This is a genomic window from Streptomyces sp. NPDC058691 (assembly GCF_042714775.1).
Classification (GTDB): domain Bacteria; phylum Actinomycetota; class Actinomycetes; order Streptomycetales; family Streptomycetaceae; genus Actinacidiphila.
Genome location: NZ_JBHXSO010000044.1, coordinates 65,532 through 77,500 on the forward strand (window position 1 = coordinate 65,532; position 11,969 = coordinate 77,500).

13 protein-coding genes are annotated in these 11,969 nt (G+C 71.6%); 8 read left to right on the forward strand and 5 right to left on the reverse strand.

Going from position 1 to position 11,969, the window contains the following annotated elements; translation table 11 throughout:
• Positions 1–199: 199 nt before the first annotated feature.
• The gene (locus ACFWVC_RS27590; RefSeq protein ID WP_384292043.1) at positions 200–1,000 is read right to left on the reverse strand and encodes a class I SAM-dependent methyltransferase; all 801 of its coding nucleotides are present in this window, start codon (positions 998–1,000) and stop codon (positions 200–202) included.
• A gap of 226 nt (positions 1,001–1,226) precedes the next feature.
• On the opposite strand from ACFWVC_RS27590, the gene mshA reads away from it, so the two are divergent.
• Both mshA and ACFWVC_RS27600 read left to right on the forward strand, forming a co-directional pair.
• Positions 1,227–2,585: a D-inositol-3-phosphate glycosyltransferase gene (gene mshA / locus ACFWVC_RS27595; protein ID WP_384292047.1), complete on the forward strand. Its 1,359-nt coding sequence runs from the start codon at positions 1,227–1,229 to the stop codon at positions 2,583–2,585.
• Positions 2,578–3,084, forward strand: a complete 507-nt coding sequence (locus ACFWVC_RS27600; RefSeq protein WP_384292051.1) for a YbjN domain-containing protein — start codon at positions 2,578–2,580, stop codon at positions 3,082–3,084. Before mshA ends, ACFWVC_RS27600 begins: the two co-directional genes overlap by 8 nt.
• Before the next feature lie 82 nt (positions 3,085–3,166).
• Here ACFWVC_RS27600 and ACFWVC_RS27605 read toward each other — a convergent pair whose 3' ends face one another.
• On the reverse strand, positions 3,167–4,441 hold the full coding sequence (locus ACFWVC_RS27605; protein WP_384292056.1) for an MDR family MFS transporter: 1,275 nt from the start codon (positions 4,439–4,441) through the stop codon (positions 3,167–3,169).
• 104 nt (positions 4,442–4,545) lie between these two features.
• Between ACFWVC_RS27605 and ACFWVC_RS27610 the strand changes: the two genes are divergently transcribed.
• Complete coding sequence (locus ACFWVC_RS27610) at positions 4,546–5,307, forward strand: phosphoglyceromutase (RefSeq protein WP_384292060.1); 762 nt, start codon at positions 4,546–4,548, stop codon at positions 5,305–5,307.
• 102 nt (positions 5,308–5,409) lie between these two features.
• On the opposite strand, the gene ACFWVC_RS27615 is transcribed toward ACFWVC_RS27610, so the two are convergent.
• Positions 5,410–5,685 carry a ribosomal protein L7/L12 gene (locus ACFWVC_RS27615; RefSeq protein WP_384292064.1) on the reverse strand — a complete coding sequence of 92 codons (276 nt, stop codon included), beginning with the start codon at positions 5,683–5,685 and terminating at the stop codon, positions 5,410–5,412.
• Positions 5,686–5,961: 276 nt separating this feature from the next.
• Positions 5,962–7,017: a DUF4190 domain-containing protein gene (locus ACFWVC_RS27620; RefSeq protein WP_384292068.1), complete on the reverse strand. Its 1,056-nt coding sequence runs from the start codon at positions 7,015–7,017 to the stop codon at positions 5,962–5,964.
• A gap of 231 nt (positions 7,018–7,248) precedes the next feature.
• On the opposite strand from ACFWVC_RS27620, the gene ACFWVC_RS27625 reads away from it, so the two are divergent.
• From ACFWVC_RS27625 to ACFWVC_RS27635, 3 genes are all read left to right on the forward strand, one after another.
• A complete protein-coding gene (locus ACFWVC_RS27625; RefSeq protein WP_384292072.1) occupies positions 7,249–7,578 on the forward strand; it encodes a hypothetical protein in 330 nt (109 codons plus the stop codon).
• A gap of 32 nt (positions 7,579–7,610) precedes the next feature.
• Positions 7,611–8,051 carry a GNAT family N-acetyltransferase gene (locus tag ACFWVC_RS27630; protein WP_384292075.1) on the forward strand — a complete coding sequence of 147 codons (441 nt, stop codon included), beginning with the start codon at positions 7,611–7,613 and terminating at the stop codon, positions 8,049–8,051.
• Between the two features lie 85 nt (positions 8,052–8,136).
• Positions 8,137–8,616, forward strand: coding sequence for a VOC family protein (locus ACFWVC_RS27635; RefSeq protein WP_384292079.1), 480 nt, complete (start codon positions 8,137–8,139; stop codon positions 8,614–8,616).
• A 379-nt stretch (positions 8,617–8,995) separates the two neighbouring features.
• On the opposite strand, the gene phoU is transcribed toward ACFWVC_RS27635, so the two are convergent.
• Positions 8,996–9,676 carry a phosphate signaling complex protein PhoU gene (phoU, locus tag ACFWVC_RS27640; protein ID WP_384292082.1) on the reverse strand — a complete coding sequence of 227 codons (681 nt, stop codon included), beginning with the start codon at positions 9,674–9,676 and terminating at the stop codon, positions 8,996–8,998.
• A gap of 206 nt (positions 9,677–9,882) precedes the next feature.
• Between phoU and ACFWVC_RS27645 the strand changes: the two genes are divergently transcribed.
• Positions 9,883–11,154 (forward strand): sensor histidine kinase, encoded by a 1,272-nt coding sequence (locus ACFWVC_RS27645; RefSeq protein ID WP_384292087.1) that lies wholly within the window; start codon positions 9,883–9,885, stop codon positions 11,152–11,154.
• Positions 11,151–11,831, forward strand: a complete 681-nt coding sequence (locus tag ACFWVC_RS27650) for a response regulator transcription factor (protein ID WP_319663536.1) — start codon at positions 11,151–11,153, stop codon at positions 11,829–11,831. Before ACFWVC_RS27645 ends, ACFWVC_RS27650 begins: the two co-directional genes overlap by 4 nt.
• The last annotated feature ends 138 nt before the right edge of the window (positions 11,832–11,969 follow it).

Sequence of the window (11,969 nt, forward strand, 5' to 3'; positions counted from 1 at the left end):
GCGTGGGGCGCCGGGCGCATCGCGTCCACAGGGGTGTGGACGAATGCGCCGCCACCGTCGCGGCGAGGCGCCGTCCGCGGCCTTGCCGAACCCGCTCCGGGCCACCGGGGGCGCCCGGACGACAGCTCCTCGTGGGAGCCGGAACGCTTCCGCATGACTGACGGAACGTCACCTGCCCGTTCCGGCGGAACCCCGGCGATCAGCCGGAGGCGGGGGCCAACGCCTCCCAGCGCACGGTGACTTCGCCCTGCCGCCAGCGCGCGGCGGTGTCCGTCACCGGCCAGCCGCCCGGACCGGCCAGGCTCCCGACCGCCCGGATCCAGCGCTGCCGCGCGCCCAGCGAAGCGAAGGGCGCGGCAGCCGCCCATGCGCGGTCGAAGTCGGTGAGGAACGCGTGCACCGGCTCCCCCGGCACATTGCGGTGGATCAGCACCTTCGGCAGCCGTTCGGCCAGGTCGGAGGGGCGCTCCAGGGAACCGAGCCGGGTCGCGAACGTCACCGTGCGCGGGCCCTCCGGGCCGATCGCCACCCACACGTGGCGGCGGCCGATCTCGTCGCAGGTGCCCTCCACCAGCAGCCCGTCCGGGGCGAGCCGGGAACGCAGCCGGTCCCACACCTCCGCGACCCGCTCCTCGTCGTACTGCCGCAGCACATTCGCCGCCCTGATCAGCACGGGCCTGCGATCGCCGGGCAGCGGCACCTCGAAGCCGCCGTGCGCGAACGACAGCCCCTCGCGTGCGTACGGGGCCGCGGCCTCGACCCGCCCGGGGTCGATCTCGATGCCCACGACCTCGGTGTCCGCGCGTACCGTCCGCAACCGCTGCAGCAGCTCCAGAGCCGTCCACGGTGCCGCGCCGTACCCCAGGTCCACGGCGAGCGGATCCGCCGCGCGGCGGAGCGCGGCCCCGTGCGCCGCCGCGATCCACCGGTCCATGCGACGCAGGCGGTTCGGATTGGTCGTCCCCCGTGTCACTTCCCCGACCGGCCGCCTCGCTCGCATGCGCCGAGCCTATGCGAGCCCCGCCGCCCCCTGTGGCGGGCGCCCGAGGCGGGAGGCGTGCGGCGGCGTCGGCCGGGCAGCATCCCCGATGGCCCGGGTCCAGGCCGGGTCACACTTTGGCAAAGCGGAAATGGATCTCGGCTACTGACTGGTTGTACAGGTTCGGGGCCGGTTCGCGGGCAAGCGGCGGCGGCCCGCCCTGAGAACGACAAGGAGGCACGGCGACGTGAGCCAGTACGTGGCGAGGGTCCTGACCGGTGGTGCGCACCGCCGGCTGCGCCGGCACGTCGGCGGGCGCCGGCCGCGGCGCGTGGCGATGCTCAGCGTGCACACGTCGCCGCTCCACCAGCCGGGCACCGGCGACGCGGGCGGCATGAACGTCTACATCGTGGAGCTGGCCAAGCGGCTCGCCGAGGACTCCGGCATCGAGGTGGAGATCTTCACCCGGGCCACCACGGCCGTGCTGCCGCCGTCCGTGGAGCTCGCGCCCGGCGTGCTGGTGCGCCATGTGGACGCCGGTCCCTACGAGGGCCTGGCCAAGGAGGACCTGCCGGCCCAGTTGTGCGCGTTCACGCACGGCGTGATGCTCGCCGAGGCCAGCCACCGCCAGGGCCACTACGACCTCGTGCACTCCCACTACTGGCTGTCCGGGCACGTCGGCTGGCTCGCCGCCGAGCGCTGGGGCGTCCCGCTGGTGCACGCGATGCACACGATGGCGAAGGTCAAGAACGCCTGCCTGGCCGAGGGCGACATGCCCGAGCCCACCGCCCGCGTGATCGGCGAGACGCAGATCGTGACGGCGGCCGACCGGCTGATCGCCAACACGGCCGAGGAGTCCGACGAGCTGATCCGGCACTACGACGCCGACCCCCGCAAGGTCGCCGTCGTCCACCCGGGGGTCAACCTCGACCGTTTCCGACCCGACCCACCGGGCGGTTCCGGCGGCCGCGCCGCCGCCCGGGCCCGGCTGGGGCTGCCGCAGGACGCGGTGATCCCGCTCTTCGCCGGGCGGATACAGCCCCTCAAGGCGCCGGACGTACTGCTGCATGCGGTGGCGATCCTGCTCGGCGAGGACCCGTCGCTGCGCGACCGGCTGGTGGTCCCGGTGGTCGGCGGCCCGAGCGGCAGCGGCCTTGCGAAGCCGGAACGGCTGCAGAAACTGGCGGCCCGGCTCGGCATCTCCGACCTCGTGCGGTTCCAGCCGCCGGTCGGTCAGGACCGGCTCGCCGACTGGTACCGGGCCGCGTCGGTGCTGGTCATGCCCTCCTACAGCGAGTCGTTCGGCCTGGTGGCCATCGAGGCGCAGGCCTGCGGCACGCCGGTGGTGGCGGCCCGGGTCGGCGGTCTGCCGGTGGCCGTCAAGGACGGGGAGACCGGCTTCCTCGTGCCCGGGCACGACCCGGCCGACTACGCCCGCGCGCTGCGCCGCTTCGTCGACCACCCGCAGCTGGTCGACACGATGGGCGAGGCCGCGGCCCGGCACGCCGAGTGCTTCGGCTGGGGCACGGCGGCGGCCAGGACCGCCGAGGTGTACGCGGGTGCGATGGCCGAGCGGCGGCGTCGCCTACGATCGCCGCATGGGTGAGCGGGAGCAGGCGGTGGCGCGGTCGGCGGTCGAGCAGGCGCTGAGGGAGGCCGAGCTCGACTGGGAGACCGGCGCGTCCGGCGAGTACGTCGTCAAGCTGCCCGGGACACGCAAGCTGTCCACCACCGTGGCGCTGGCCGTGGGCCGGCACACCCTCTCCGTCAACGCCTTCGTCGTGCGCCGCCCCGACGAGAACCACGAGGCCTTCTACCGCTGGCTGCTGGAGCGCAACACCCGGATGTACGGGGTGAGTTACGCGATCGACGGGCTCGGCGACGTCTATCTCGCGGGCCGTCTGCCGCTGGTCGCGGTCGTCCCCGAGGAGGTCGACCGGCTGCTCGGCGCGGTCGTCGAGCACGCGGACGGCGCCTTCAACACCCTTCTGGAGCTGGGCTTCGCGACGGCCATCCGCAAGGAGCACGCCTGGCGGACGGCGCGCGGGGAGTCGACCCGCAACCTGGAGGCGTTCACCCATCTGACCGGCAAGGCCGATCAGTAGCATCCGCGTCGCGGTGGTCGCAGCTGCCGCAGCCCGGTCGTGTGAGTGGACGGTGGAGCACGGGCCCCTCAGTGACCTGCCCTCAGTGGTCGGCCGTGGGCCCCGGCACGCGGTCCAGGGCCGGCGGCACCGACCCGACGGGCTCGGCCGGCCGCGTACGTTCCCGCAGCAGCAGCCAGTACCCGGCGCCCGCCACCGTGCCGACCACCGCGCACGCCCCCCACGCCACGCCGCCGCCCCAGCGGTCGAGCGCCACGCCGCCCAGCAGCGGCCCGGCGAAGGCCGCGGCGGGCCAGGCGATGGAGTACATGCCCTGGTAGCGGCCGCGGGCGTGCGTCGGGGAGAGGTCGGCCACCAGCGACATCGAGGCGGGCGCGTGCAGGATCTCGCCGATCGTCCACACCGCCACGGTGAAGGCGTAGAAGGCCACCGATCCGGCGAAGGCGGTCAGCCCGAAGCCCCAGCCCATCAGCACGGTGCCCGCGGTGAGCAGCGCCGCCCGGCTGCGGCCCTCGACCATGCGGGTCAGCGGGATCTGCAGCAGCACGATCAGCAGCCCGTTCAGGCCGATGACCAGGCCGTACTGGCTCGCGCTGAAGCCCTGCCTGCCCATGTCGACCGACAGCGTGGTCGAGCCCTGCTGGGTGACGGTGCCGAGCAGGAAGGTCAGTGCGACGAACGCCATGAAGCGGCGGTCGCGCAGCACGATGCCGAGGCCGGCCCGCGACGTCCCGGCCGCCGAGGCGGGGCCGGCCCCTGGCCCGCTCTCGGGCATCGTCTCCGGGACCTTCGCCCAGATCACCAGGGCGCACAGCAACGTCATCACGGCGCCGCCGAGGAACAGCCAGAAGTAGCCCTGCGACGCGATGAGCCCGGCCGCCGCCGAGGACACGCCGAAGCCGATGTTGATCGCCCAGTAGTTGAGCGAGAAGGCCCGCACCCGGTCCTTCGCGGGCACCATGTCCGCCATCATCGCCTGCACCGCCGGCCGTGAGGCACTGCTCGCCACGCCGAGCGCCGTCGCCACCGCCGCGATCGCCACCTGCCCGTTCACGTACGCCAGCGCCGCCGTCCCGGCCGCGGCGCCGAGCTGCGCCAGCAGCATCGTCGACCGCCGCCCGACCCGGTCGGTCAGCACGCCGCCGACGATCGCGCCGACCGCGCCGCCCAGGCCGTACAGCGAGGCCACCAGGCCCGCGTAGGTCGCGGAGTAACCGCGGTCCATCGTCAGGTACAGGGCGAGGAAGGTCACCACGAAGGCGCCGAGCCGGTTGATCAGCGTGCTGGTCCACAGCCACCAGAAGGTTCGGGGCAGCCCCGACACGGTCTCCCGTACGACTCGTACGACAGCGGGCACGGCGGCGACTCCTCGCGGTGATGGGCGTAATAGGCCGAGGCGGCCTGCGCAGCTTACATGTGCCCTCCGCGGGGGGCCAAGGGGTTTTCTCCTAGACTCCAGGCATGGCTGATGCTCCGTACAAGCTGATCCTCCTCCGCCACGGCGAGAGCGAATGGAACGCGAAGAACCTCTTCACCGGATGGGTTGACGTCAACCTCAACGAGAAGGGCGAGAAGGAGGCGGTCCGGGGCGGCGAGCTGCTGGCGGACGCCGGTCTGCTCCCCGACGTCGTCCACACCTCCCTCCAGAAGCGCGCGATCCGCACCGCGCAGCTGGCCCTCGAGGCCGCCGACCGGCACTGGATCCCCGTCCACCGCAGCTGGCGCCTCAACGAGCGCCACTACGGCGCCCTCCAGGGCAAGGACAAGGCGCAGACCCTCGCCGAGTTCGGCGAGGAGCAGTTCATGCTCTGGCGCCGCTCCTACGACACCCCGCCGCCGCCGATCGCCGACGACAGCGAGTTCTCGCAGGCCGGCGACGCGCGCTACGCCTCCATCCCCCCGGAGCTGCGCCCGCGCACGGAGTGCCTGAAGGACGTCGTGTCCCGCATGCTGCCGTACTGGTACGACGGCATCGTCCCGGACCTCCTCACCGGCCGCACGGTCCTCGTCGCCGCCCACGGCAACAGCCTCCGCGCCCTCGTCAAGCACCTCGACGGCATCTCCGACGCCGACATCGCGGGCCTCAACATCCCCACCGGCATCCCGCTCGCCTACGAGCTCGACGCCGACTTCCGCCCCCTCACCCCGGGCGGCCGTTACCTCGACCCCGAGGCGGCCGCGGCGGCGATCGAGGCCGTGAAGAACCAGGGCAAGAAGAAGTAATCCGACGCGATCAAGCCCCCTGCCTGCGGTCTCTCCGCGGGGAGGGGGCTTTTTGCCGCTCCGGGGCGTCTCTGGGCCGTCAGCCCGTTGATCGGGCCGTGCTCAGTCCTTGCGAAACGCCGGCTCCGGCCGTTCTCTCGTCTCCGCCTGTGCTCCCACCTCGCGGAGGGCCGCGACGGCTGCCACAGCGTCTTCCTCGGGCACGCCGTCGAGGATCACGGCGGGAACCTGCGTTGCCAGAACCTTGCTGCGCCACAGGCTCAGCTCCGTCAGCCGGCGCACGACCTGGGCGACATCCAGCACGCGGGCACCCGGATCGGTGAGCACGGCGTCATGAGGCACGTCGTCGCACACCAGCACCGCGTACTCGCCCGTCATCGCTCCCCCCGACCTCTCTCCGGCTCGGAGCCTACGAGCCCTCAAGTGCTATGTCTCGTCAATTCGTTGGCGTCGAAGACAGCGGCCACGGCTTTGCGAGTGCGCTCCAAGGCGTAGAAGTGCCGGAGCGCGTGCATGCCGTTCTCGCGTGACTCGACGTACGGCTTGCTCACTCTGGGCCCTCGGCGTCCCGGCTCTGACCGCCGACGAGGTGGCCACCGTGCCTGGGTGCGCCTCTGCCGCGGTGCGCAGGGGTCACGAAGTGCCCCCCACCGATCAGACGAAGGACTCCGGCATCTCGTTCGTGGCAAGGCCGAGCGCGGCACGGGCCTTTATCGCCTGGTCGTGGCCCGGCCGGTGCAAGGCCGCCTCGTAGTGGTCGTAGTACGCTCCCGTGTCCTTCGCGCCGGCGGCCATCGCCCAGTGCGGGCGGGCCGCGTCGATCTCCCTCCGGAGCGCCGCGACGTGGGGCTCCGCCGCGGCGGGCCACTCATGGCCGCGCAGGATGCGCGACTGCTCGTCGAGGGCCACCGCGACGTCGTGCGCCCACTCCTTGTAGCCCTTGAAATCGTCCTTGACGTATTCCGCTTCCGGTTTGTCGAAATACCTGGCGTCGTTGGCGATGTCGGCGGCCTTCAGATAGACGACCTGGTGCTCGTCGAGCGTGGTTTCGTCCTGCCGGAGGGAGCCCTCGAGGGGTGTGTTCCCGGTTCTGCTGTACAGGCAGGTCACCCGGCGGTCGCCGATTTCCCAGCGCTCCCGGCTGGGGCTGTAGAAGGTCATCACGACTTCTGCCGACGCTGCCCAGTCGTCCATGGAATAGGCACTGTCGAGGTCCGTGCAACGGCTGTCGACCGTCTTGTCGATCGATTCTTCGCCCGGGTATCCGCCGTCCCCGGCGAACTGGAAGACCCCGAACACCTCGGCGGTGTGCTTCCCCGCACACGGCACGATGGCCAAGGCCGGGAACTCGGACCCCAACTCGTCTCCGGGGGTGTCGATGCACTCGCCCTCACGGAGGAGGGCGAAGGCGTTGTCGTTCAGCGCCCCCTCCCTGATGTCCGCGCCGAGGCCTTTGGTGAAGCCGGCCAGACCGAAGGCCAGGACGACGCCGCAGGCCAGCGTGCTCAGCGCGGAGAGCAACAGCCCGGTCTTGGCCATGCTCTTGCCACGCTGCCCGGTCTTCTCGATCCGGCCCAGCGCCATGGCGCCCAGGACGACACCGACCACCGGTACACCGCACAGCAGCCCGGACACCAGGGCCGCCACGGCGAGTTTGCTCACAGCCGGCCGCGACGGCTCGGGCGGCGACGCGGGAGTTGGCGATTCCACGGAACAGCGCTCCTCATGGAGTGTCAGACGAACGGCTGCGCGAATATATCCGACCCTCGCGATCTTCGTTGACGTGCCGGGTGCCCCGTCCGGCCGCGGCCGCGGTGGGGGTGTTCCGTCGCCGGAGAACGGCATTGCCAGGGGCGGCCGGGTCCGGCGATCATGTGGGCATCTGCAGGCCGGGCGCCGCGTGCGTGCCGGCCCTCGGGCGATCGGAAGGGGGGCCGTCTCATGGCTTGGGAAGACGTGGCGGGCATGCTCATCGGGGTGCCGGCGATCACGTTCGGCGTCATGGCACTCTGGACGGGGTGGGTCCTTCCCCGGGTGCGGCACCGCGTCACCAGCCCCCGGCTCTACGGCCTGGGTGGCCTGGCGGCGGGCGCGTACGCCCTCGTGCCGGGCCTCGTCCACTTCGGTGTCCTGCCGAGGGCCCACTGGGAGACCGGCTTCTTCGGCGGACCTGTCCTCGTGTTCTCCGCCGTCCTCCTCGTTCTCGCGAGTCAGATGATGCCGCTCCGCCGCGGCGACGACCCCATCGAGCCCGCGCGGGAAAGCGGTTGACGCCCGGCACAGGGCGCCGGTTTGCTGCTGCGATGCCTCAGCTTCGGATAGAGCAGCCGCACGGTGACGCCGCGCTCGAGGACTGGCAGCGCGTGCACAACGAGATCATCCCGACGGCCGTGCTGTCCCTGGACGACGTGCGCGAGCGGGCCGGGCGCAACCACCTGGAGGTGGCCTACCTCGGGGACGCCGCCGTGGGGTGCGCGACGGTGCGGCCACCGGAGGGGGAGGAGGCCGTGGTCACGGTGATCGCGCGGGTGCTGCCGGGGTACCGGGGGCGCGGGTTCGGGGCGGAGCTGTACGCGCGGGGCCTGGCGAAAGCGCGGGAGATGGCCGCCGGGGTGGTCGAGACGGTGGTGCTGGCGTCGAACGAGGACGGGCTGCGCTTCGCGGTGCGGCACGGTTTCGTGGAGGTGGAGCGCTACGTGCTGCCGGGCGACACCATCCCGTTCGTGACGCTCCGGCTGCCCTGACGCCCGGCGGCCGATGAGTTCACCGCACTCGGGCAGTCGGTACGTGTGACAGTGCTCACGCGCGCTCCGCGCAAGGGAGGTACCGATGACCACCGAGGGTTTCACCACGTGCCTGTGGTTCGACGGGCAGGCCGAGGAGGCGGCGGACTACTACGTCTCCGTCTTCAAGAACTCCGCGATCGGCACGATCGGCCGCTACAACGAGGCCGGACCCGGCCCCGCCGGCTCCGTGCTGGCGGTGGAGTTCACGGCCAACGGCCAGAAGTTCGTCGCGCTGAACGGCGGGCCGCAGTTCACCTTCGACGAGGCGATCTCGTTCCAGATCCGCTGCGCCGACCAGGCGGAGGTGGACTACTACTGGGACAAGCTCACCGAGGGCGGCGAGGAGGGCCCCTGCGGGTGGCTGAAGGACCGCTACGGGATCTCCTGGCAGGTCTTCCCGCAGGCGCTGCTGGAGATGATCGCCGATCCGGATCCGGAGAAGGCCCGCAGGACCACCGAGGCGATGCTGTCCATGAAGAGGATGGACCTCGCCGCGCTGCGGCGGGCGTACGCCGGGGAGTGAGCGGCGGGACGACGAGGGCCCGTCCGGGAACGACCGGACGGGCCCTCGGCCACGGGGAGTACCTGCGTGTCGGGTCAGCAGCTGCACCCGCCGCAGCGGCAGGGCGCTCCGGACTGGCAGCCGCACCCGCAGCCCGATCCGCAGCCGCACGCTCCCAGAAGCGGCAGCTCACGGACACCGGGGGAGTGCGGGGTTCCCTCCGCGGACGGCTGGTCGCGGGCGGTGGACGATGTGGGGGATTCGGGCATCATTACCCTCCTTGTCCGGTGAACGGCTGCGTGCATGCCTCTCACCAGTGAAGGGCGTCCCCCGCGGGCGCATCAACGGCGCGCGGAAGCGTTCCGGCGCGTCCGGGAGGTGCCCGTCCGGTCCGGCAGGACTAGTCCGCCGGCATCGGGATGGGCGGCGGGGTCAGCTCGTCGGGGTGCTCGCCCGTGACGAGGTAGACCACGCGCTTGGCCACCGAGACCGCGTGGTCGGCGAAGCGCTCGTAGTAGCGGCCGACCAGGGTCACGTCGACGGCGGTCTCTATGCCGTGCGACCAGCGGTCGTCCAGCAGGTGCTGGAAGAGCGTCCGGTGCAGCTCGTCCATACGGTCGTCGTCCTGCTCCAGCTGGAGCGCCTCGTCGACGTCCTTGGTGACGATGACCTCGGCGGCCTTGGCCATCAGGCGCTGCGCCAGCTGGCCCATCTCCAGGATCGTGCTGTGCAGATCGCGCGGCACCGCGCTCTCCGGGAAGCGCAGTCGTGCGAGCTTCGCCACATGGCGCGCCAGGTCGCCGGAGCGCTCCAGGTCGGCGCTCATCCGCAGCGAGGTGACGACGATCCGCAGGTCGGTGGCGACCGGCTGCTGGCGGGCGAGCAGCGTGATCGCCCGGTTCTCCAGCTCACGCTGGAGGTCGTCGATCTTCTCGTCGGCGGCGATCACGCTCTCCGCGAGCTTGAGGTCGGCGTCGAGCAGCGCGGTGGTCGCGCGGCCGATGGCGGAGCCGGCCAGCCGGGCCATCTCGACCAGGCCGTCACCTATCGAGTCGAGTTCCTCGTGGTATGCGTCGCGCATCGCGCACCTTCCGTTTCCGCCGGTCACGTTCGATCAAGAGGATTGTCCTCCACCCTGGCAGGCTCACACGCTCGCCCCCGGACGCGTACCGCTCGAGCATCGGGAATGAATCACCCCTGACACCACGGTGAACTCTTGGCAACGCACGTTCGATAAGAAGCTCCGACCGCTGTGGGTCACTCATTCCGTCCGCCTAACCTGGGTGTATGGACGTGAACGCGGCAGTCGCCGCAGCCAGTGCGATCGCCGGTCTCTGTACCGGTGTGATCGCTGTGCTCGCGTTCCGCTGGAGCGAGCGGGAACAGGCCCGCCCCACGCGCACATCCCTGCGGCAGGACGCCGCAGCCGTACTTCCGCCGGGCGTGGACACGGTCCTTTCCGTGCTGCGCTCGTCGGCCGTCGTCCTCGACGAGGGCGACACGGTGGTCAAGGCCAGCTCGGCGGCGTACGCCCTGGGGCTGGTGCGGGGCGGCAGGCTCGCCGTCGACCAGATGCTGCAGATGGCCCGAGAGACCCGGCGGGATGGCGAGATACGGCAGGTGGAACTGGACCTGCCACGCCGCGGCGCCGGACGGGGCGAAGGCCTCGCGGTGTCCGCGCGGGTGGCGCCGCTGGGCTCCCGCCTGGTGCTGCTGCTCGTCGAGGACCTCACCGAGGCCCGGCGGATCGAGGCCGTGCGGCGCGACTTCGTCGCGAACGTCAGCCATGAGCTGAAGACGCCGGTCGGCGCGCTGTCGCTGCTCTCCGAAGCGGTGATGGACGCCAGCGACGATCCGGAGGCGGTGCAGCGCTTCGCGGGCCGCATGCAGATCGAGGCCGCCCGGCTGACCAGCCTGGTCCAGGAGATCATCGACCTCTCCCGGGTGCAGGACGACAACCCCCTCGACGACGCGGAGTCCGTCGCCGTCGACGACCTCGTCGCCGAGGCGGTGGACCGCTGCCGGCACCCCGCCAACGCCAAGCAGATCACCATGGCCACCGGCGGCGCCCCCGAGCTGTTCATCTGGGGCAACCGCAGCCAGCTGGCGGCCGCGCTCGGCAATCTCGTCGAGAACGCGGTCAACTACAGCCCGGCCCGCACCCGCGTGGGTATCGCGGGCCGCCGGATCTCCGCGCCGGGCGGGGACCTGATCGAGATCTCCGTGACCGACCAGGGAATCGGCCTCTCAGAAAAGGACCGGGACCGCGTCTTCGAGCGGTTCTACCGGGTGGACCCGGCGCGTTCGCGCGCGACCGGCGGCACCGGGCTCGGTCTGTCCATCGTCAAGCACGTGGCCGCCTCGCACGGCGGGGAGGTCACGGTGTGGAGTGCTGAAGGCCAGGGCTCCACTTTCACCCTACGGCTGCCGGAGGCCGCGACATCCCGGGAGACCCGGGACCGCTCCGCCGCCGCCGTGCCGTCGGAGGACTCCGAAACCTCCTCCGCTCTCTACGAGTCGTTCCCTGATCACATCCCCGCTCCGGAGGTCCTCCCGTGACCCGAGTACTCGTCGTCGAGGACGAAGAGTCCTTCAGTGATGCCCTGTCCTACATGCTTCGCAAGGAGGGCTTCGAGGTCGCCATCTCGGCGACCGGCCCCGACGCCCTGGACGAGTTCGAGCGCAACGGCGCCGACCTCGTCCTGCTCGACCTGATGCTGCCGGGCCTGCCCGGCACCGAGGTCTGCCGCCAGCTGCGGCTGAAGTCCAATGTCCCGGTGATCATGGTGACCGCCAAGGACAGCGAGATCGACAAGGTTGTCGGTCTTGAAATAGGAGCCGACGACTACGTCACCAAGCCCTTCTCCTCCCGTGAGCTGGTGGCGCGCATCCGTGCCGTCCTGCGCCGGCGCGGCGAGCCGGAGGAGATCTCCCCCTCCGCGCTGGAGGCCGGTCCGGTCCGGATGGACGTCGACCGCCACGTCGTCACCGTCGGCGGCGGCAAGGTCGACCTGCCGCTCAAGGAGTTCGACCTCCTGGAGATGCTGCTCCGCAACGCCGGCCGCGTCCTGACCCGTATGCAGCTGATCGACCGGGTCTGGGGCGCCGACTACGTCGGTGACACCAAGACGCTGGACGTCCACGTCAAGCGCCTGCGCGCCAAGATCGAGCCGGACCCGGGTGCGCCGCGCTACCTGGTGACGGTGCGCGGCCTCGGCTACAAGTTCGAGCCGTAAACCGCTGCAACCGCCGGTACCGCCGGAACCGCTTGAGACGCCAGGACCGCCGGGGGTCCACGACGCGAAAGGGGCCCCGGGGGCGCCACGCGCCCCGGGGCCCCTTAGCCGGGGAAGGGGGTGACCGGGTCGGAGTCC